The 19,993-nt window shown below is 42.4% G+C and carries 20 protein-coding genes and 1 pseudogene; 4 read left to right on the top strand and 17 right to left on the bottom strand.

What is annotated here, in order from left to right; translation table 11 throughout:
- Positions 1-60: 60 nt before the first annotated feature.
- The 7 genes from VB073_RS14855 to VB073_RS14830 form a co-directional block, all read right to left on the bottom strand.
- Positions 61-837 (bottom strand): class I SAM-dependent methyltransferase, encoded by a 777-nt coding sequence (locus VB073_RS14855; protein ID WP_323404978.1) that lies wholly within the window; start codon positions 835-837, stop codon positions 61-63.
- Between the two features lie 303 nt (positions 838-1,140).
- Positions 1,141-1,947: a DNA alkylation repair protein gene (locus VB073_RS14850; RefSeq protein ID WP_323404977.1), complete on the bottom strand. Its 807-nt coding sequence runs from the start codon at positions 1,945-1,947 to the stop codon at positions 1,141-1,143.
- Positions 1,948-1,954: 7 nt separating this feature from the next.
- Positions 1,955-2,461, bottom strand: coding sequence for a GNAT family N-acetyltransferase (locus VB073_RS14845; RefSeq protein WP_323404976.1), 507 nt, complete (start codon positions 2,459-2,461; stop codon positions 1,955-1,957).
- A 76-nt stretch (positions 2,462-2,537) separates the two neighbouring features.
- The gene (locus VB073_RS17525; RefSeq protein ID WP_416349558.1) at positions 2,538-2,957 is read right to left on the bottom strand and encodes a DUF3795 domain-containing protein; all 420 of its coding nucleotides are present in this window, start codon (positions 2,955-2,957) and stop codon (positions 2,538-2,540) included.
- Positions 2,958-3,131: 174 nt separating this feature from the next.
- The gene (locus VB073_RS14840) at positions 3,132-3,695 is read right to left on the bottom strand and encodes an AraC family transcriptional regulator (RefSeq protein ID WP_323404975.1); all 564 of its coding nucleotides are present in this window, start codon (positions 3,693-3,695) and stop codon (positions 3,132-3,134) included.
- Between the two features lie 12 nt (positions 3,696-3,707).
- The gene (locus VB073_RS14835) at positions 3,708-4,763 is read right to left on the bottom strand and encodes an NAD(P)-dependent alcohol dehydrogenase (protein ID WP_323404974.1); all 1,056 of its coding nucleotides are present in this window, start codon (positions 4,761-4,763) and stop codon (positions 3,708-3,710) included.
- A 119-nt stretch (positions 4,764-4,882) separates the two neighbouring features.
- Complete coding sequence (locus tag VB073_RS14830; RefSeq protein ID WP_323404973.1) at positions 4,883-5,617, bottom strand: SDR family NAD(P)-dependent oxidoreductase; 735 nt, start codon at positions 5,615-5,617, stop codon at positions 4,883-4,885.
- Positions 5,618-5,876: 259 nt separating this feature from the next.
- Between VB073_RS14830 and VB073_RS14825 the strand changes: the two are divergent.
- Positions 5,877-6,080 (top strand): annotated as a pseudogene (locus tag VB073_RS14825) (type B chloramphenicol O-acetyltransferase); the annotation flags it as partial.
- Positions 6,081-6,188: 108 nt separating this feature from the next.
- On the opposite strand, the gene VB073_RS14820 reads toward VB073_RS14825, so the two are convergent.
- From VB073_RS14820 to mnmD, 9 genes are all read right to left on the bottom strand, one after another.
- Positions 6,189-6,725, bottom strand: a complete 537-nt coding sequence (locus VB073_RS14820; protein WP_323404972.1) for a GNAT family N-acetyltransferase — start codon at positions 6,723-6,725, stop codon at positions 6,189-6,191.
- A 64-nt stretch (positions 6,726-6,789) separates the two neighbouring features.
- Positions 6,790-7,674, bottom strand: coding sequence for a hypothetical protein (locus VB073_RS14815; RefSeq protein ID WP_323404971.1), 885 nt, complete (start codon positions 7,672-7,674; stop codon positions 6,790-6,792).
- Positions 7,675-7,812: 138 nt separating this feature from the next.
- A complete protein-coding gene (gene abc-f, locus VB073_RS14810) occupies positions 7,813-9,417 on the bottom strand; it encodes a ribosomal protection-like ABC-F family protein (RefSeq protein ID WP_416349560.1) in 1,605 nt (534 codons plus the stop codon).
- Positions 9,418-9,677: 260 nt separating this feature from the next.
- Entirely contained in the window at positions 9,678-11,015 is a 1,338-nt protein-coding gene (locus VB073_RS14805; RefSeq protein WP_323404969.1) for a TolC family protein, read from the bottom strand.
- 1 nt (position 11,016) lies between these two features.
- Entirely contained in the window at positions 11,017-12,543 is a 1,527-nt protein-coding gene (locus tag VB073_RS14800; RefSeq protein ID WP_323404968.1) for an alpha-L-arabinofuranosidase C-terminal domain-containing protein, read from the bottom strand.
- Positions 12,544-12,558: 15 nt separating this feature from the next.
- Complete coding sequence (locus VB073_RS14795; RefSeq protein WP_323404967.1) at positions 12,559-13,695, bottom strand: ABC transporter permease; 1,137 nt, start codon at positions 13,693-13,695, stop codon at positions 12,559-12,561.
- A gap of 6 nt (positions 13,696-13,701) precedes the next feature.
- Positions 13,702-14,634: an HlyD family secretion protein gene (locus VB073_RS14790; RefSeq protein ID WP_323404966.1), complete on the bottom strand. Its 933-nt coding sequence runs from the start codon at positions 14,632-14,634 to the stop codon at positions 13,702-13,704.
- A gap of 54 nt (positions 14,635-14,688) precedes the next feature.
- Entirely contained in the window at positions 14,689-15,402 is a 714-nt protein-coding gene (locus tag VB073_RS14785) for an ABC transporter ATP-binding protein (RefSeq protein WP_323404965.1), read from the bottom strand.
- A gap of 98 nt (positions 15,403-15,500) precedes the next feature.
- Complete coding sequence (mnmD, locus tag VB073_RS14780; protein WP_323404964.1) at positions 15,501-16,169, bottom strand: tRNA (5-methylaminomethyl-2-thiouridine)(34)-methyltransferase MnmD; 669 nt, start codon at positions 16,167-16,169, stop codon at positions 15,501-15,503.
- 271 nt (positions 16,170-16,440) lie between these two features.
- Here mnmD and VB073_RS14775 point away from each other — a divergent pair, with 271 nt between their 5' ends.
- The 3 genes from VB073_RS14775 to VB073_RS14765 all read left to right on the top strand — a co-directional run bounded on the left by VB073_RS14775 (position 16,441) and on the right by VB073_RS14765 (position 18,806).
- Positions 16,441-17,442 carry a metal ABC transporter solute-binding protein, Zn/Mn family gene (locus VB073_RS14775; RefSeq protein ID WP_323404963.1) on the top strand — a complete coding sequence of 334 codons (1,002 nt, stop codon included), beginning with the start codon at positions 16,441-16,443 and terminating at the stop codon, positions 17,440-17,442.
- A gap of 69 nt (positions 17,443-17,511) precedes the next feature.
- Positions 17,512-18,318 carry an ABC transporter ATP-binding protein gene (locus VB073_RS14770; RefSeq protein WP_323404962.1) on the top strand — a complete coding sequence of 269 codons (807 nt, stop codon included), beginning with the start codon at positions 17,512-17,514 and terminating at the stop codon, positions 18,316-18,318.
- A 2-nt stretch (positions 18,319-18,320) separates the two neighbouring features.
- Positions 18,321-18,806, top strand: a complete 486-nt coding sequence (locus VB073_RS14765) for a DUF456 domain-containing protein (RefSeq protein WP_323404961.1) — start codon at positions 18,321-18,323, stop codon at positions 18,804-18,806.
- Positions 18,807-18,955: 149 nt separating this feature from the next.
- Here VB073_RS14765 and VB073_RS14760 read toward each other — a convergent pair whose 3' ends face one another.
- A complete protein-coding gene (locus VB073_RS14760; protein WP_323404960.1) occupies positions 18,956-19,960 on the bottom strand; it encodes an aspartate-semialdehyde dehydrogenase in 1,005 nt (334 codons plus the stop codon).
- Between the last annotated feature and the right edge of the window lie 33 nt (positions 19,961-19,993).

The raw sequence follows: 19,993 nt of genomic DNA, 5'->3' as shown, positions 1-19,993 counted from the left end.
TTGAGATAGCCTCTTTCCCAATATTGTATTCAAACAGGTTTTACCCGCCTTTTTTGAATATTATCCCATTTTCTTTGCAATGAAAAATGTATAACCGTAAAATTCCTTATACTTGCTGTATAATTCATCTTCATGACGTTGAGACGCAATGAGTTCTTCGGCAGTTTTATTTCCTGCATATTTATGAAGAAAGACCTCTTCAGCTATTATCTTTGGAGCAAAGTAATGTTCTGTCCAACAAGTTTCGGGCAGAATGAATGTAGCGACAGGGAGATATCCCGCTTTGTGTATCTTGGCTACTTGATTGGGAATTGTATCTATTTCGGGATACGCATTCATCCAAAAATCATCAATTTCCGCAGGGCGTTCATCTGTAAACCACGAACTTTCAGAAACGGCGATATATCCCCCAGTTTTCAGATACTTGCGCCACTCGTTCAGCCCCCGCTCGAAACCGATATTATAAATGGCTCCTTCCGACCAGATCAGGTCCAATTCCTCATCCTGAAAAGGAAGATTGTCCATAGAACCTATAATACCTTTTACCCTGTCTTGCAGACCTAATTGCGTTGCATTGCGATTAAAGATATGGATAAAGTCGGGGAACAAATCGAGTGCAGTAATCTTTCCCTGAATGTGTTTGGCAAGCGTCATTGTCTGTCCTCCTGTTCCGCAGCCCAGATCAGCGATAAGGGACTGTTCGGTCAGATTATCGATGAAGCCAAGCGCTTTCAATGTAACATCGGGACTACCGGGACCTTGCCGCTCCATAGAAGAGAAAAATTCGCAGATTAAATTAAAATCGAAATCGTGAATTGATTTATTTTCGTTACTCATTTCATTCAATGTATTTGGCATACACGTGAAAGCATTGTTATGCATTCGTGGTTGCATGCAGTTATAAAATAAATTATAATAATAGAAAATTGCTCTCGAAAAGAACTATCCGAGAGTGAACGAAGGGACAATCTGTACAGGAAATACAGATTGTTTACAAAACCAAATCCGATTTCAATAGATTTCTTGTCATCCGGCAAAGGTATGTAATATTTTGGTTATCAGAAAATATATCATCTGATTATTGTACCGCTCCTATAAAATTCAATCTTGTTTATCCATTTAAAGGAAAGTAAGCGGTAGTCATATTTTATTCAACGTCCTTAATGCTTTCTTCGTAATGTATTTCGTCTCCTTGATGTTACTTTCGGTTTCCCAGCGACTGCATAGTTGTTTTACAAACTCCGGTTGGGTTTTGCTGGCATCGTTCAGCCAATTAGCCACACTGTCCTGTACATATTCTGACTTGTCGGATTTTAAAGGTTCGAGTATTGGCAACCCTAATTCAGGATTTTGTTTGAGAACTTCGATATGTTCGCACCACACCCCACGTGGGCGGGTTGATTCAGTTGTAAATCGCCTGATATTTTGATCTTCGTTTGTTGTCCATCCGGAAAGGATTTCGATACTTTTATCGAGATTTTTGGCAATCTTGGGTCTGACTGCCATCCAGCAGATTTCTCTTACTCCAAAATGTTTATCGGCCGAAAATGGCTGGATTCGGGCAAGTATTTCGGTTATGTTCAGACTTTCGTTTTTTCCGATTGTATAAGTTGCCCAACAACGGATAAGGTCTGCTTGATGGTTTGACATGATTTCCAGAAACTCTTTGTCGTTATTTTTGATTGTCAGTTCAAAAAGTTCAAAACCAATAGCTTCATTTATCGTATTGACGGTCTGCTTTTTTAGTTGGTCTATTTTTTCCAAAATAGGACTGAGATAGTCTATCCGTTTATGTTGGTTGAGTAAGTTTTCCAATAGAAGCTTTTGGTCGACAGCCAGCCACTCCACCAGATTGGCCGTTTCGATCTGCCCTGCGTTTAATTGTTGTAGAATGTCTGCCGGAATATCCTTTGTAGAACGAGCTCCTTTTCGTTTGGGGTCTGTCATCTGGATATTATTTTTTGTATGATACTTTTAAATGTAATAGCATTAGATAATCCTCATCATTTTCAGCTACAATTTCAAAACCGAGTTTTTTATAAAGTCCCACCGCATAATTTTCTTTCTGTACACTTAGCGAAGTTTGTTTATATCCTTTTCTCCGTAAATATTCAATCATCCTCGTCATAAGTTTCGTGCCTATTCCCTTGTTACGGTACTCCTTGAATAATGAAAGGGCAAATTCTGGTGTTTCATCATCAATATAGCCATACCCTTTGATTGTTCCGGATATTACCCGAACCCAAACTGCTCCAATAATATCCCCATTCAGGTCTGCGACTAAACAATAATCGTGCTTCAGTTTTCCAAAATCTTTTATGTATGCATTGATCTCAGGGATATTCACAACACTTCTTGGAATTGGATATAGTTCATCTGTCTGATAAATTGCTTCATAAAGCATGTCTTCTAATTTTCCAATTTCGTTATTTCTGATTTCCCGTATTGTGATTTTGTTCATAAGTGTGATACTCTTGCGTAGTGATTATTTCGGCTCTATGAGTTTGTGATTGTTTATTTTAAACAGTTTTGGCTGTTCAGTTAGGATTAATGATTTCCTTACAATACAGACAAAAATTGCGGTGAACACTTAAAATCTTTTGACAGGATGGACATGTCTGTTTCAAGGTTTCTGATTGTAAAAAAGCTTCAATGCCTTTTGATTGTATTTGCCTAAGATTTTCAATCAGGCTTGTACGGTAATTCTTCCTGTATCTCAAATCCAACTGTTTCATTCTTTGACAAGGAAACCTGGTACAGTCAAAACAGAATTTAGAGTTGGTTTCTTCTAAATATTCGCAATTTGCAATTCTACAGGTAATACAATGCTTGGGTTTGTTTTCAGTTCTATTCCTGCAACCCGGACAAGGATTCTTCTCCCGTAAATAAGCAATACAGGTTCCGCAATTCATTCCACATGGGGCGATTAACTCTTTATGAAAAACAGGTTCATCCATTAAAAGTTGAAAAGTAAAAGGTGTAATCCAATATTCGCTACTTTCGATTTTCTCGAGTCGACTTTGTCTTATATATCCATTATGATGCCGTAGATAAATACAGTTGGGAATAGTTTTTTGCCTGTTTGTAAGTGTCTGCTCTTTTCTATGTTTAGGTTCGTTGCAGCAAATTTTCTATACCTTGTCCAGCGGTTTTCTTTTATCCTCCCTGATTTGTTTGAAGTGGCTCGGCGTTAATCCGGTTACCTTTTTGAACTGATTGCTGAGGTAGGCGACGCTTGAATAATTGAGTCGGTAAGCAATTTCGCTCAAAGACAATTCATCATATACCAATAGTTCTTTTACTTTTTCAATCTTCTGGGCGATGACGTATTTCTCAATAGTGGTGCCTTCCACTTCCGAAAAGAGATTGGAGAGATAGTTATAATCGTGACGTAGCTCACTACTTAACAGTTTCGACAGGTTTACCCTGGCATCGTTATCCTGATGATGGACGAGGTCGATGATGATGGTTTTGGTCTTTTCTATGATCCTGCTCTTTTTATCATCGATCACCTCAAAGCCTAATGGGACTAAAACGGCCTCTATCTGCTTTCTTTCTTCGGATGTAGGCTCTTTGCCGAATTTTACTTCTCCCAGCGTGACGCTCTTCACGTCTAAGCCTAGTTTTTCCAGTTCTTGCTGCACCACCATGATACAGCGGTTGCAAACCATGTTTTTAATGAAAAGTGAGCTCATAGTGTTTCCCGCTTAATCTTTCAGAGAGGTCATATCAATCACAAAACGGTATTTTACATCGCTTTTCAACAGTCGTTCGTAGGCAGAGTTGATGTCCTGGATGTTGATCAATTCGATATCGGCAGTGATATTATGTTCACCGCAGAAATCAAGCATCTCCTGAGTCTCTTTGATGCTTCCGATAGTCGATCCGGCAAAGTTTTTCCTTGCAGGGATCAGGCTGAATGCCGCAATCGGCAGTGGATGTTCGGGTGCTCCGACCAATGCCAGTGTACCATCTACTTTGAGTAACCGCAGATAGGCATTTACGTCGTGTTGTGCCGAAACGCAGTCCAATATAAAGTGCAGGGTATTTCTGTGGACCTTCATTTGTTCCTTGTCAGTCGACAAGATAACTTCGTCAGCGCCTAACCGTTTGGCATCGGCTACTTTCGATGGGGAAGTGGTAATAACTACTACATAGGCACCCATCGCTTTTGCCAGTTTTACACCCATATGTCCCAATCCGCCGATACCGACAATCCCTACTTTGTGGTTAGGGCCTATATTCCAATGTTTCAACGGTGACCAGGTGGTTACTCCCGCGCAGAGCAATGGTGCGGTAGCGGCCAGATCCAGATTCTCGGGTACGTGTAACACGAAATCTTCGTCTACCACTATACGCTCCGAGTAGCCGCCGAATGTTTGCTTGTTAAGATGTACGTCGTGTCCGTTGTATGTCTGGATATTTCCGTTTTCACAATATTGCTCGTTTCCGTGTTTGCATTGTTCGCATTCCCGACAACTATCTACCATACAACCGACAGCAGCGAGATCGCCCACTTTGAATTTGGTCACTCCGGCACCGACTTTTGTAATTCGTCCCACGATTTCATGCCCCGGAACATTGGGATATATCGTTCCGTGCCATTCATTCCCAGCCGTGTGCAAATCGGAATGACAAACGCCACAAAATAGAATATCGATCTCGACATCCTTTACTGTTGGTTCACGACGATCGATGATCATCTGCTGCAAATCGGCTTCTGGTGCTTCTGTCCCAAATGCTTTGATTGAAAATGTATTCATATGCTGATGTTTTTAAAAATTTTCTTTTCGTTAAGAATCAATCTGAGTTTGCTACAAAAATAGATATTATCCGCATAAATTGCTTCCTCTAAAGGAATAATCTCTTACAAGCTTATTGGTTATTCGGGAAATGAAATCCTGGTAATCTCTTCGCATAACGATATAAATTCTTCCTGAAGTGAGGTGTTATCGATATCGGGATGGATGCGTGCTTTTTTCTGATGAAAGAAATATTGTCCGCTAACCTTAGCCTTATCGTCGTTATTCGTGGCAAGCCATACCTGAGTCTCATATCCTTTTTGCAAGTCATCGGTCGCACTGCTACCACCCATTTTTGTAGGCACCCAACCAGGATTGAGACCATTGGAATATACATCAGGCCATTGCCGGGTGACGAATTTACAGAGTAGCAAAAGGTGAAGTTTACTGTCGGAATAGTTTATTCGCTCCGGGTTGGTCTTGAAACAGTCGAGCTTGGGTTTTCCACCCAGATGCATCGACGAAGAAACGTAAATCAGTCGTTTGGGCTTTTGTATCAGGCAGGTAAGGATATAAGGAGCCAATACATTCACTTTAAATATCTGCTCTCCTGAAGTATCATAAACACCTGCATTATGAATGATGGCATCGAATGATCCTAATTTATTCACTTCTTGGGCAAGAGATATTGTTTCATCCATGTTCGACAGATCCCCTGTCAAGATAGCTTCTGCTCCTTTTATTCTTTGCAGTGTGTCGTCTTTCCGCTTTTCGTTACGTGCATGCAGCACAACCTGATGTCCTTGTGATATGAGTACTTCTGCTGCCAGTAGTCCAATTCCGTCCGAAGAGCCTGTAATAAATATTCTTGCCATAGAGAATGTCTTTTAGAAGCCGAGTTATATAATCATCGTATTGTGATCACTAAGATAATCAATTCTTTCATCATAAAAAAATTAACCTTAATGATGTGTTATAAAGACTGAATAAAGACGTAAAGAGGATATTGTCTATTTCTCCTATATTGTCTTGCCGGGTTGTGTATGGTTTTATTTTTGTATGTTTGTAGGTATAGAATTATGGGCTTTTCGTGTTGAATCGATTAGCTGTATTTGTTTAATAATTTTATGTCGTATGGAAAATTTCTTTGAAAGCCCCTTTAGAGGCAAAATAATAAGAGACCAGATCAAGAATCCGAATATTATTGCCGGTAAATATTCTTATTATTCCGGTTATTATCATGGGTACTCTTTTGATGATTGTGCCCGTTATTTACTCCCTGACCGGGATGATGTAGATAAATTGATCATAGGTTCTTTCTGTTCAATTGGGAGTGGGACGAAAGCATACTTCAGGAGGCTATTTCTATCCTCTGTTCGGGTGATATTGATTTGCTCTATGAATTTTACATGAAAAACCTCAAGTGATTGGTTTTCATGTTTATATTTATTTATCGGATTTGAGCTTGCTGTAAATTTCCAGATCTGTGAAGATATTTCCCGTGAGTAATTCCCCTTGCCGTTCAATGCCCTCGAATTTAAACCCTAATCTTTTGGGAACGTTTTTACTACGTTGGTTGCCGACTGCGCATTTTATTTGAACCCTATTCAAATCCAGTTTGTTGAAAGCAAAATCACAAAGCTTCTCGACGGATTTTGTGATAATTCCCCGCTTCTGATATTTCTCAGAGAGCCAGTATCCGATTTCTGTCTTTTTATTGGTTCTGTCTGTATCTTTGAAACCGATCAAACCTATGAATTGATCCTGTTTTCTGATGGTGAATTGCAATTCAAATCTCTCTCTTGGAGCATTGATTACTGAGTTCACAAATGCCTCAGAATCGGAAACCGTTTTGGTGAATATTACAAATGGGAGCCATTTCCCTAAGTATTCGCGTTGACTGTCGATGGCTTGAAAGATATCAATTACATCTGTTCCTTCCAACTGTCTTAGTTCTATCTCGTTGTCGATTTTTATGATCATATTTATTCTCTTTGAAGTTTTTCAAATCAAGTATGATAGATACGATAAAGGGCGCTTATCTGTTTTAAATCAGCCGTGTAATGATTGTGGCGTTGAAAGATAGATTATCAATACCATATTTTGTAATTTGGAAGTTTGTCTCGTTCAGAAATTGTTCGATAAACGGCAAGTCTGGAGCATAGCAGAAACAACCGCCTATTTTCAATGATCTCAAGATATCCATGAATTTTTTTGCATACTCGATATATGCCCCGTCGTTGCGCAGATGGTGATGAACAAAATGGTTTGAGAATCCCAGGTTACTTACAATCGTTCCCCATTTTTCTGTTCCATAATCGAATTCCAACCAATCGGCTTTTTTGAGAAAGGGAGAATTATCAGAAAAACGATCAATTCCATAAGCTTCAAGATTCTCTTCCCGTAGATTTTTCACCAGATTACCATCTTTTCCGCAACCAATATCCAGAATGGGGTCTGACAATTTTATCCTATCTAAATGCAGCGTTCGTTTTTGTAGTTGAGCACTATATTCGGAGCAGGCAACGGCATTCACTATGGCGTCACTTTCCGAATATATTTTTTGAGAGAAAGGATTGGTTTTCAACAGCCAATATTTCAAGTTCTCATAATGATTATCTGCAATGGTGGATAAAGGGATGGTCTTTGTTGTGATCTTCCGATGTAAATTTCGGTAGATTTCTTTCAAGTCGTTTTTATCGTTTTCATCAAAAGAGAAATATTGGTTAATTCTGCAGAATCCCTGTAGTACTTTTTCGGTTGTATAATCCATTAAAAGCGGTAAGTCTTTCTCTGGAATATCATCCAGACGCCGGATTGCTTGCAATGTCGACTGTGAAAACTTCATTGCTTGAGGAATACCGTGATAAAATAGGTTTTTATCCTGATTAAAACCTATCTGATGATCAATGTGCTGTCTCCATTTGTGCATAAAGTCTACTTTATTCTGTGCAATTTATTACAAAAAATCAATACCGCAAAAAACGGACTATCTAAATCTCTTTTTAAGAACAAGTAAGTTCTGTCGCATCCTTGTACTGGTAATCGAAACTGCTTCTCATACCAGTATCTATTTGTTGATACTCAATTCGATTGTCCTTCCAATATTTATCTGTTCCAGAAATGTTTCATCATGAGAGATGACGAGCAAAGTTCCCTGATATTCATTGATGGCTTGCGTCAGTATTTCGATATTTTGGATATCGAGGTTGTTGGTCGGTTCGTCGAGTACGATAATATCGGGTGATTTATCTGCAATATTTAAACAGCAGATCATCAACCGCATTCTCTCTCCACCGCTCAGTGTACTGCAAGTCTTGTCCCAATCATCTTTCGAGAACAAAAATCGGTTCAGCCTGATCTTTACTTCATGATCTTGCAAAGCCGAAATATTGAACTGTTCCGCCTGTTCGAGAATTGTCAGCTCATTGTTTATCAGTGAATAATCCTGATCGATATAGACTGATCTACTTTCAGCAAACGATACCGTGCCGACTTGAGGAGTGAGATTTCCCAAGATTATATTGATCAATGTTGTCTTCCCCGAACCGTTTGTACCTTTAATCGCTATTCGTTCACCACTCCTGATCTGTAGGCTTAAAGGTTCTCGCCAAATATAGTTTTCATATTTGTAACTGAAATTGATATTGGTAGCAGTAAACAGTATTTTCCCTTGATGCAATCCTGAATCGTCGAATCCGAACTTCATTTTATCGACTCCGGGTAGTGAAGAGCGTAGCTCCTGTAATTCTTGCGAGATATTTCCGGTCTTTTCAGCATGGGCACCTTCGATTTTTCCCGTACTTCTCTCGGCACTGTTTCTCAGCGTATTGGCTACTATCTTGGGCAGTCCCGCACTTGCCAGATTCTTTTTTGCCCGTGCATCCAACTTTTGTCGGCGCTCGATCGTTTCACGTTCTTTCTCCCTGGCTTTCTTCAATGCTTTTTCTTTGCTTTGAATATCTTGCGCCAAAGCGTTGGCTTTAATCAGTTTTTGCTCTTTATAAAAATCATAATTTCCACCATAAACAGTGATGCCGTTTTTGCTCAACTCACAGACCATATTCAAATGGTTCAGCAGTTTACGATCGTGGCTGACAACAATCAATGTACATTTTGTATTCTCTATAAAATCATACAGGGATTCCCTCCCGGTGGTATCCAAATGATTACTCGGTTCGTCGAGCAATACCAGTCCAGGCTGATGAATAGAAATACCCGCCAGGAAGATTTTGGTTTTCTGACCACCGCTGAGTGTGCCGATTTTTTGAGACAGGTCCAAATAACCCAGTTGCCATTCGTTCAATGCCGCAGAACTTCGTTCCTCGATTGTCCAGTCGTCGTTGAGCAGTTCATAATTCTTTTCGGAGACATTGCCGTTCAGGATTTCGTGCAAGGCATTCAACTTCTGATCTATTTGTAATGCTTCAGCGACTGTGAGGTGATCGAACTGTCCGAATATTTGAGGAATATAATAGGGGTTGGTATCCTTCTTCAATATGCCTTCGGAAGGTTGCAATTCCCCTGCAATGATTCTTAACAATGTGGTTTTTCCGGAACCGTTGTTTCCGATCAATGCAATTTTTTCATTCGGATTTACTGTCAGATTGATATTGCTGAACAGCAGAGTTTTATCGGGATGTATATAGGATAGGTTTTGAATAGTAAGCATAATAATTTCTTTCTTTGAATAGATGAATAACCCAACAAACCGTTTTACGATTTGTCTCTATAAAAGTCTGAAAGAAATTATTTTATTTCATCGGATCGTTTTATTTCGATGTCTGGAACTCGCAAGAATTAACATCTTTGGATATAATGATGTTCATGCTCGTTTCATTATAGCTTACTTATTGATTTGTACTGCAAAGATAAGGCTTTTTTGTTTTTATTTTATACGTACAGATATATAATCTTTATACAGATAGTCAAACCCTATCTGATTTTTTTCAGGGTGAGCAGGCTGGTGATGATATCGTAGGCTGATTGCAGGTAACTCTGCCGTGCATTTTGTAGTGTCCGCTGCTGGTTCATAAGATCCTGTTGCAGTATATATCCTTTTTCGAACTCCAATTGGGCGGCTTTCATATTTTGCTGACTCATCACCAGATTCTCCTTATTCAACAGGTAACTCTTTCTCCGGACTTCAAGTTGCGATTGTTCACGGAGTCTCTCTTTCGCTTTTGAATTGACAATATCGCGTAGATTCTCCGTTTCTATCTGCTGCCGTAGGCGTAATCTGGCGACTTCATTTGACGTCTGCAACGATTGGGTAATAGGAATCTTCACCGACAACCCTATATAGCTATAACCGCGCCACGAATTGGAGTCGAACAGGGTCAGTCGTTTGTTGTAATAATTGGTGCCGAAATAGCCATTTAAAGATAGGGTGGGTGCATACTTCCATGAAGCGGATTTGATATGTAGACCTGCCAGTTCAACTATTTCATTTTGTCTCATTTCTTCCAAACGACGGGCAGGAGCGGTAGAAGGAAACAGATGTTCTATTTTTTCGAGCAATTCGGGTATATCTTCTTTTGGGCTAAGGAGGGAAATATTCTCCGCTGTAATCTTTCTTCCCATCAGATAGAGTAGTTCCGCCTTCCTCTCCTGTGCAATCTTTTCTGCTTCCAGCAAATTGACCAACGCTTCGTTGTATGCCTTGTGGGCATCGTTCTTCTCGACTAAAGATACTTTCTCCCGTTTATATAATTCATCGGATGTTTTTAGCAGTTCCGCAAAGTAATCGACATCGTTCTTCAGTAATTTCTCCTGCTCCATGGCCAAAACACATTCGGCATAGGCCATTGCGACACTTGCCCGCAGATCCTGTTCGGAGATCAATGCATCATATTCCCTGATTTTTAACTCCTGTTCTTTCTCGTCTGTATCAAATAGTTTTTCAGGACTGAACAGGTCGTATTGAAGATTTAATCCTGCCGAAGAGTTCCATTTGGTATTGAATTTCAGATACATCGTCTCATTCTCCACTGCATCGGGATTAAGAAGATGAGCGGGTACGGGTGTGGAAGGGATGATCAGGTTACGTCTCAGATCGCCCGAAGCATAGATCGTAGGGATATGCTGCAATTGTGCTTCTTTCAATTGTAATCTCGCCTCTTCGAGTTCCATCCTTTGGATGTTCTGACCGGGAGATCGTCTGATGGATAGGTCAATCGCTTTATCCAGGGATAATTGCCCGGTTACTCCTTCCTGTGCCGTAAGGAGTATCGAGAAAAAGATAGTTAGAAATAATATGATGATTCGTTTCATATTATAATTCAAATTGGCAAATAGTGACAGATTCTCCGGGGAATATCAACTCATTTACCTTTTTGTTGATTGGTTTGTAGGATGTGGAGACAACATTCGTATCCGGATCACTTAATTTGTTTTTAACACTTAAAGATGTAGCAGACAATGTTGTTGTCCCGATCAGCTTGCCTGCTTGACTGTTTATGAAATTGATAGCTGTTTTCAGGCTTTCCGGATTGATGTTGACAACGTAGAGGGTAAGTAATTTCTTTTCCCGGTCTATGGTCGCTGAAACATCCAGGGAGTACAGTCCTTCTTCTACGGACGGAGAGGTCGCTTTGGTCCAGACACTTTCATTAAGAGCATGTGCCCGATATTCTTTGAGTGGGAAGAAAACGGTTTGCCTGACAGAGGTATTCTCGTCTGTCATGATGGGTGCAAGTATATTTACCATCTGTGCCCAATTGGCCATGGCAATATGTGCTGCATTCCGGTGGATTACATTCAGAAAGTGCGCCGTTGCCAGTCCGTGACGCCATTCATACGTATTTGTCGTCCCGTAGGGTGGATCCTGATACTCCCAGATACCCCATTCGTCCAATGCTATTTTGACCGGTTTTTCGCGATGAGGAAAACGGTACCATTTTTTCCAATTCACTACTTTTTCGGCAGAATTTTCCTTGACAAGAAGGGCAAAGTCTCCCAGTCGTTTGTCTGTATCGTTTATTTTCCTGAAAATTGAATAGGGCTTATTGGCATCGGTACCCACATAAGCATGGTAGGAGATATAATCAATAGCTCCATCCAGACCTTTCAGGATAATCCTGTTCCACTCGGTATGGCCGCTTTCACCGTTGGCAATGAGTTCGATGGAGGGGTCGGTCAACTTCATAAGCTTTATAAAGTGCCATACATCTTCCACATATTTGTTGGGATCCTGGTGTCTTCCCGCATCCGGTTCGGCAGCCTCCTCATTTCCCAAAGCCCAATATTTTACATTGAACGGTTCCGGGTAGCCGTGGGAACGTCTTAGATTGGCGTAATAAGTATCTTCCGTACCATTGCAATATTCCACCCAGTTGGCAGCTTCGTCCGGTGTGCCGGTGGAAAGATTAACCACCAATACCGGCTCTGCGCCTATCTCCCGGCAGTATTCAATAAATTCGCATGTCCCGAAGCGATAGCTGTTTATTCCTCCCCAGATGAGATTTTTCTTTGCCTTGCGTTCCTCTTTTGGCCCGACTCCATCTTCCCAATGGAATATCTTTATGACAGTCCCTCCCGGAAATCGAAGCATAGGAGGATTCAGTTCTTTAACCTTCTCCAATACATCTTCCCGGAACCCTCTTTGATCAGAAAGTGGCGATTTTTCGTCATAAATTCCACCGTCGATACAGCGTCCCATATATTCGATGAACTGACCGTAGACAAAGGGGGATAACTCTCCTAAACTATTTGATGGATCGATGCTGACTTCACTTTTTTGTGCAAACGAAGGGTGAAGCAGGAGACAAAATAGAGTAGAAACAACAATTGCTCTTTTCATATGTACATTTTTATTTTATCGAAAGACGGAAGATGGTTCCACTTTCTTTAGTTTTCTGATGGAGAAGTAGGAGCTCCCTACCGAAATAAGCAGGGCGGTCATAAAGAGAAACAAAAGGAAGGGAGGAGAGAGGGCAATGATCAGCCCGGCTTTCGCCATTCCCATTTTGGTGATTACAAGTAACAGTAATGATACAGAAAAGCCAATGACGGCGTAAATAACCGATTGTGCCATCACCAGGCGGGTGATATATCGGCTGGATGCACCGATGGCTTTCAAGGTGCCGTAATCTTTCAGGCGGTCGTAAGTAACAGAATACATGGTAAGCCCGATAATAAAAAATCCACTGATAATCCCGAAAATGATCAATGTGGCGAAACTCATTCCCATGTTGTTGGCAGTCATCACATTCACAATGGAGGTAAACCCTAACTTTTCGGAGCGCCATGCCTGCAGGTCAGGTGTCATCCGGTTGATATGCGTAATGACCTGTTCGATCTTGGAAGGATCTTTCACGGTTACAATAACTCCGCTGACCATATAATCCGACAATCCCGAATAGTAACGGGCTTTCGATGTCGTGGAATACAGCAGCGGAGTAGAAAAACCTCTGGCCTTTTTCGTGGTGATTCCTATGGTTGCCGCTTTGCCGTTAATTTCAAGGCTTGTTCCCTGTTCAGTGGTGTATCCGAACGTTTTGCTATCATAAAAATCGGCAGAAATAATACCGGGGGAGGCGAAATCATGTATCGATCCGGAAATGATTTGTGCGGCGTGAGGTCCCGCTGCCATTACCGGATAATCACTTCCTACGATCACTGCCGGAGCATCCTTTCCGTTCGGGAATTTCACCGATACGTTGGTAACGACAAAGCCGTGGGTATCATCCACTCCCTGCACGCTCCTGAGTTGATTCACCCAGCGTGTGTCGAAAGGGGATAGCTGATTGACATTGGTTGTCTGTTTCTCCACGACAAAAATCTGGGAATAGTCGGGGTTGGCATTCCGGACGATACCCCTTATCAAATCGGAGAGGTAGAAAAACATCCCCAATTCGATTCCTATCAGGTAGATACTTATTACGATAGCGGTAAGTATACCCAGGCTTTTGGATTTCTCGAAAGAAACAAATTTGTATGCTGTTATAAACATACCCGTTTAATTTAGGTTGACCTCGCATTCCACTTTCGTATCGATCAGCGGGATGGTATCGGCATGACGCAGAGAGATCTCGATCTCACGTACGCGTCGGTCTTCCAGATCGCTTCCACTATCTGAAAAAAGGGATTTCCGCTTCAGGTCGGGGGAGATATGGAGGATTTCCTCGTCTGATGAGAGGAGGGAATCTCCGGTTGTTAATCTGATGGAACAACGTTGACCAACAGCCAGTTTGTCGGCAAATAGTTCATCTATTTCGGCCCGGACAATGAGGGATCCTTTCGGTGACAAGCGGGCGTATGTTTCATGCAGATCAACCGCTTCTCCCACGCGATGAGTAATATCGAGAACAATTCCGTCTATGGGTGCCTTGAACTGCATCTGTTCGAGTGATGCCAGTCGGGATGCCCGTTGGATGGTCGTTTCATCCAGTTGTGCTTGCTGCATCTTTTGGTCGCTTTCCAGCTTTTTTAGCTGTTCCACTGCCAGGTCGTATTCATTTTGCAGTGTTCGTACGTTCTCTCCGGTGGTGGCTCCTACTTCCAGTAATTCTTTTGCATCATTCAACCGGCGTAGTTTTTCGGCCAGTGCCAGTTTCTCCTGGTGAAGTACTGATTTTGCCGATTCCAGGGCATGCCGTTGTGATGCAATGCGGGAATCAATCTCTTTGACAGATAATGTCTCAATGGTTTCATCCACGACAAGGAGGATATCGCCCGCTTTGACTGTATCACCTGCTTTATGACGTATTTCCGTCACTATTCCCGAAGCCGGGGCGGCCAATTCGCTTACTCCCCCTTGGGGGGTGACCTTGCCTATTCCCACGATGCGTGTGACAGGTGGAACATTGATCGGTCCGGAGCTCTCTTTTTTGTTGTTACAGGCTAAGATGACCAATGTTAGGGCCATTAACCATACCGGTTTTGTTTTCATTTGTGACAGGTTTAGGATCTTGTACATTTCCAAAATAAATTAATAACGGGATGATTAAAAATCCTCTCCGGGATCACTTTCTCTGATTGTACCTTCCGACACGTAGATGGTACGGTCGGCATATTTTTTTAATCGTAGGTCATGTGTGACAATAATCACCGAACGATCCTCTTTTGAGAGGCGGCTCAACATATCCATTACCTGGCGTGCACTCTGATGGTCGAGGGATGCCGTCGGCTCATCGCACAATATCAGTTTAGGATTGGTGATTAGCGAGCGTGCCACGGCTATACGTTGTTGTTGACCGCCGCTTAAATTACGGGGTAGGCTATATGCCCGGTCTTCCATATTGAAAGTACGTATAAGGTCGAATGCCTTTTTTCTGGCTTCTTTTCGATGTACGCCTTGTAAAATAAGCGGTTGCATTACATTTTCCAGCGCATTGAGCGGTGCCAGAAGATTAAAGCCCTGAAAAACAAAACCTATCTGCTGTAGCCTTAATGTAGCCAGCTCTGTTCCCGAAAGTTCGTTGACACAGGTATCGCCTACCCATACTTTTCCCATGGTAGGGTAGATGACACACCCTAACAGTGACAAAAGTGTGGTTTTACCTGATCCGGAAGGGCCGACCACCAGGGTTACCTCCCCCTTGTGGAAAGCCACTGTCGTTGGTTGCAGGGCGACGATCGTAGTGTCTCCTGTCCTGTATTCCTTTCCCGCATTGGAAAGTCGTGCAGCAGTGCCGGGTAATGCTTGCGGCTGGTCCATACTCGTTATTTACACGCTTAATTTCACAAAGGACAAAAATAATACATTCACGCTCTAAATCGTGGGTATCCTCTTTTATTTTACCACTTTTACAAGTTTTACCGCTTTACAGCCCGTAATATTTCCCGTTTTCCGGGAGGGCCGGGGAGGCGTTCCACCTGATAGCCGGCGGATTGAAGCATTCTTCTTACCGCACCCTTGGCGCAATAGGTGGTCAATATCGCTTCCTGATTGCTGAGGATATATAACCTGTTGAATATCTCTTGAGTCCACATGTTGGGTTGTTTTTCCGGGGCAAAGGCATCGTAGTAAATTATATCGAAAAGTCCTTCCGGTTGAAATCCGTCCGGATTGGTTGCATCCATTTGCAATTTTTTAAGATGGAAATTTGGGGTTATCTCCTCCCAGACGCTCCAAGCAGAAGAATGGAGACGCATAAACTTCTTTTCCTGCGATGGATCCAATAATTTGCTATAGTTGAACATCCGGGCATCCACACAAGATACCGGATATCGTTCAAGAGAGGTATATTTTACTGTCTTTTTTGATTTTTCAGTATCGAGCAGAGTAAGGAAAGCGTTTAACCCTGTGCCGAAGCCGATTTCCAATAAATTAATCTCCGGTTTGTCGCAATGGTGCAATCCTGCCTCCAGATAGACATGGAGAGACTCCTGGATGGCTCCGTGTGTGGAGTGGTAGTGTTCATCCAATTCCGGCACATACAATGTATGGGATCCGTCTTCGGTTATTTCTATGATATGTTGCATTGTCTCTTTGCCTGGATATATCTATTCGGATGAAGTTGATGTGCGTTGGATTTGTCCCTGTTCAGGATGAGCCTGATGATAATCGTTCTAAATCACAAACAAAAGTAGCAACTATTTGTTTATTGTTTCCATTGACGGGCACTGATTTTAGTGTTGCTGTGGAATAGAAAAAAATCACTACATTTGTAGAATATAGGATACGCCTTAGGTAAACTCAAACAAGTTTGGTTTACCATTCGGCTTTCACTATATTGTATATCAAAACCATCACATGCAAAAATATCTGTATATCATTTTGTTGTCGGTACTGGCATTGGCGTGCGGTTCCGGTGCAAAGAATCAGGCTCTTGAAAAAAAAGGTGTGCTGACGGTTACTATTGAGCCCCAGCGTTATTTCCTCGACAAGATCGTTGGAGATGCCTTTGCGATCAATACGTTGGTACCTCCGGGATCTAGTCCGGAGACCTATGAGCCGGCTCCCTCTGTAATTGTCGACATGGCGAAGAGCGATATCTATTTTATGGTAGGCGACCTTGGTTTTGAAAATGCATGGAGTAAGCGCTTGGCGGAAAATAACCCGAATGTGACTATCATCAATTGTTCGGAAGGTATTGACAGGATGGAAGGGCATGACCACGATCATGATCATGGGCATACTTCCGATCAAGCAGACTGTGATGACCCCGCTCATCATCACGGTGATGATCACGGGCACGACCATGATCACGCTCATCATGGTGACGATCATAGTCCTGGACATCTGAATGCCCATAGTGGTGTCGATCCGCATGTATGGTCTTCTCCGCGTGCCGTGACTGCTTTTGCCCGGAATATGCTGAAAGCGGTAGTTGAATTGGATCCCGATAATGAAGAGAAGTTCCTGGATGGTTTTGAAGCACTTCTTGAGAAAGTGGAGCAGACAGATAATCAGATCCGTGATTTATTGAAGGATGCCCCTTCGAAATCATTTATTATTTATCATCCCGCGCTGAGTTATTTCGCCCGCGATTACGGTTTGAATCAGTTGAGTATAGAATTTGAAGGAAAAAGTCCTTCTCCCGCACAGATCAAGGAACTTGTGGATATAGCCCGGAAGGAAAAGATCAATACTATTTTTATAGAACGGGGTTTTGATACGAAGAATGCGGAGGTAATCGCACAGGAGATCGGGGCGGAGGTGTTTGAAATCAATCCGCTCAGGTATGAATGGGATGAAGAGCTGCTGCGGATTGCCACTATTTTAGCCCGTGAAAAGGGTGAATATTTGCGTTAAGCTAAATGGGTATCGTCAAGTTTACTTGAGCTATGCCATAGCGGGTAGTATCTATTTTTTTGTAAGAAAATGAATAAGCTGATCGACATACAAGACCTGACAGTCGGCTACGAGAACAAGCCCAATGTGCTCAAAGATGTGAACCTCAGTATCTATCAGGATGATTTCCTCGGTATCATCGGGCCTAACGGAGGAGGAAAGACCACGCTTTTAAGGACGATCCTGGGATTGATAAAAGCTCAGTCGGGCTCCGTCACGTTCTACGACAAAGGAGAAAAAACATCATCACTCAACATCGGTTATCTGCCTCAAATCAACCGGATCGATAAAAAATTCCCCATCTCCGTATCGGAAGTGATCCTGTCAGGATTAACTCCCGGTACGAATATTTTCAAGAGATACTCTTCCGAAGAGAGGAAAAAGGTAAAAGAGGTGGCGGCACGGCTTGGGATCGAAGAGTTGCTTTCACGTGCCATCGGAGAACTTTCGGGGGGACAGTTACAACGAGTCTTACTGGGGAGAGCTATTGTCGATAACCCGAAGCTGATTATCCTCGACGAGCCGAGTACTTACGTCGATAAACTTTTCGAGACAAATTTCTATAAACTGTTGGGTGACATCAATAAAGATATTGCTATTGTATTGGTCTCACACGATGTGGGTACTATAATTTCCCTTGTGAAGAATATCGCCTGTGTGAACCAGGGATTACATTACCACCCGGGCAGCAATATTTCGCAGGAATGGCTGTTGAATGCTTATGAGTCGTGTCCCATCGAGATACTCGGTCATGGTTCTCTTCCTCATCGAGTGCTGATGGAACATGATCATCTGGAGCATGATCATACCGAAGGTTGCGCACATACACACAAATAGCGATGGGAGATACTATTTGGATTATTCTGGCAGGTTTGCTGTTGCTTGTAGGGGCTATCGGCACCGTTGCGCCGATACTTCCAGGTCTTCCTCTGAGCTGGGGCGGATTGCTGGCGTTGAAGTTTATCCCTTCTACACAGGATGATATCTCATGGCGGACAGTGATTATCCTGGGTGTATTGATGCTCATTGTCACTGTTCTTGATAATATCCTGCCTGTGTGGGGTACGAAGAAGTTGGGTGGCAATAAACAGGTGGTGTGGGGTGCTACTATCGGCTTGCTGATAGGTTTTTTCCTTGGTCCGTGGGGTATTATTTTTGGCCCGTTCATCGGCGCTTTCGCTGGAGGTCTCCTTTCCGGAACACAATTCATACATGCTGTTAAACAGGCTACGGGTGCCTTTGTCGGTTATATTGCAGGACTTGTACTGAAATTGATCACCGTCGGTTTACTTATTTTCTTTTTTGTGAAAACACTTATTATCTGAATTACTGTACTAACGTAATTCCTCCGGCTAAATATATCCAAAAAAAGAAACTACTCTCAGATATTTTGCATGGTACCATGGTTCACAAATGAGCAAAAAAAGGACCGGTAGAAACTACCGGCCTCAATTCTATAGTTATCCAAATTTTTTTAGTCTGTATTCTTTATGATGTATTCCGCAATCTGTACGGCGTTGAGTGCAGCACCCTTGCGGATCTGATCCGACACACTCCAGAAAGTCAGTCCGTTTGGATTGGCCAGATCCTTGCGAATACGGCCTACATAAACGGGATCTGTTCCTGAAAGCCTTAACGGCATAGGATATTCCTTGTTAGCCGGATTATCGATTACTTCAACTCCCGCAGCTTTGCTGAATGCTTCTCTTGCTTCTTCCACAGAGATGGGGCGTTCAGTCTCGATCCAGATAGCTTCAGAATGGGCACGCATTACCGGCACCCGCACACAAGTAGCGCTGACTTCTATGTTGGAGTGCATGATCTTACGTGTTTCGTTGTACATCTTCAATTCCTCTTTGGTGTATCCGTTATCGGTAAAGACATCTACCTGAGGAATGAGGTTGTATGCGAGTTGATAGGCGAACTTGGAGACGGTCGGTTCTTCGCTGTTCGTCAATTGCGTGTATTGGTCTTGCAGTTCCTGCATAGCAGCGGCACCCGCACCCGAGGCAGCCTGATAGGTAGCTACGTGGGCTCTTTTGATGTGTGAGATGTTTTCAATTGCCTGTAATGCTACCACCAACTGAGCCGTAGTACAGTTCGGATTGGCTATAATACGGCGGGGGCAGTTCAGTGCATCTTCGCCATTTACTTCCGGAACGACCAATGGTACATCTTCTTCCATACGGAATGCACTGGAGTTATCAATCATGATAGCACCATGCCTGGTAATGGTTTCAGCAAACTCAATCGAGGTGCCTCCACCGGCAGATACAAAGGCAATATCTACACCTTTAAAATCATCGTTATGTTGCAATTCTTTTACTTCGATCTGTTTACCTTTGAAATTATATGATGTTCCGGCACTTCTCGATGAACCGAATAACAGCAGTTCATCCAACGGGAAATTTCTCTCATCCAGTACGCGGAGTAATTCCTGACCTACAGCTCCGCTGGTACCTACAATAGCAATCTTCATATGATTATAAGTTTTAAAAAATAAAGAGTAACT

This window comes from Proteiniphilum sp. (assembly GCF_034927365.1).
Classification (GTDB): Bacteria; Bacteroidota; Bacteroidia; order Bacteroidales; family Dysgonomonadaceae; genus Proteiniphilum.
The sequence above is the reverse complement of the archived record's forward strand: the minus strand, read 5'-3'. Positions and strand labels throughout refer to the sequence as shown.

Coding starts and splice junctions, on each gene's coding strand:
- VB073_RS14830 (WP_323404973.1), bottom strand. CDS start 5,617: ATGGCAAGAATATTTATTACAGGCTCTTCGGACGGAATTGGACTACTG.
- VB073_RS14785 (WP_323404965.1), bottom strand. CDS start 15,402: ATGGACCAGCCGCAAGCATTACCCGGCACTGCTGCACGACTTTCCAAT.
- VB073_RS14840 (WP_323404975.1), bottom strand. CDS start 3,695: ATGAGCTCACTTTTCATTAAAAACATGGTTTGCAACCGCTGTATCATG.
- VB073_RS14765 (WP_323404961.1), top strand. CDS start 18,321: ATGGGAGATACTATTTGGATTATTCTGGCAGGTTTGCTGTTGCTTGTA.
- VB073_RS14835 (WP_323404974.1), bottom strand. CDS start 4,763: ATGAATACATTTTCAATCAAAGCATTTGGGACAGAAGCACCAGAAGCC.
- VB073_RS14845 (WP_323404976.1), bottom strand. CDS start 2,461: ATGAACAAAATCACAATACGGGAAATCAGAAATAACGAAATTGGAAAA.
- VB073_RS14805 (WP_323404969.1), bottom strand. CDS start 11,015: ATGAAACGAATCATCATATTATTTCTAACTATCTTTTTCTCGATACTC.
- VB073_RS14820 (WP_323404972.1), bottom strand. CDS start 6,725: ATGATCATAAAAATCGACAACGAGATAGAACTAAGACAGTTGGAAGGA.
- VB073_RS14850 (WP_323404977.1), bottom strand. CDS start 1,947: ATGACAGACCCCAAACGAAAAGGAGCTCGTTCTACAAAGGATATTCCG.
- VB073_RS17525 (WP_416349558.1), bottom strand. CDS start 2,957: ATGGATGAACCTGTTTTTCATAAAGAGTTAATCGCCCCATGTGGAATG.
- VB073_RS14790 (WP_323404966.1), bottom strand. CDS start 14,634: ATGAAAACAAAACCGGTATGGTTAATGGCCCTAACATTGGTCATCTTA.
- VB073_RS14855 (WP_323404978.1), bottom strand. CDS start 837: ATGAGTAACGAAAATAAATCAATTCACGATTTCGATTTTAATTTAATC.
- VB073_RS14760 (WP_323404960.1), bottom strand. CDS start 19,960: ATGAAGATTGCTATTGTAGGTACCAGCGGAGCTGTAGGTCAGGAATTA.
- VB073_RS14795 (WP_323404967.1), bottom strand. CDS start 13,695: ATGTTTATAACAGCATACAAATTTGTTTCTTTCGAGAAATCCAAAAGC.
- mnmD (WP_323404964.1), bottom strand. CDS start 16,169: ATGCAACATATCATAGAAATAACCGAAGACGGATCCCATACATTGTAT.
- VB073_RS14815 (WP_323404971.1), bottom strand. CDS start 7,674: ATGCACAAATGGAGACAGCACATTGATCATCAGATAGGTTTTAATCAG.
- VB073_RS14775 (WP_323404963.1), top strand. CDS start 16,441: ATGCAAAAATATCTGTATATCATTTTGTTGTCGGTACTGGCATTGGCG.
- VB073_RS14800 (WP_323404968.1), bottom strand. CDS start 12,543: ATGAAAAGAGCAATTGTTGTTTCTACTCTATTTTGTCTCCTGCTTCAC.
- VB073_RS14770 (WP_323404962.1), top strand. CDS start 17,512: ATGAATAAGCTGATCGACATACAAGACCTGACAGTCGGCTACGAGAAC.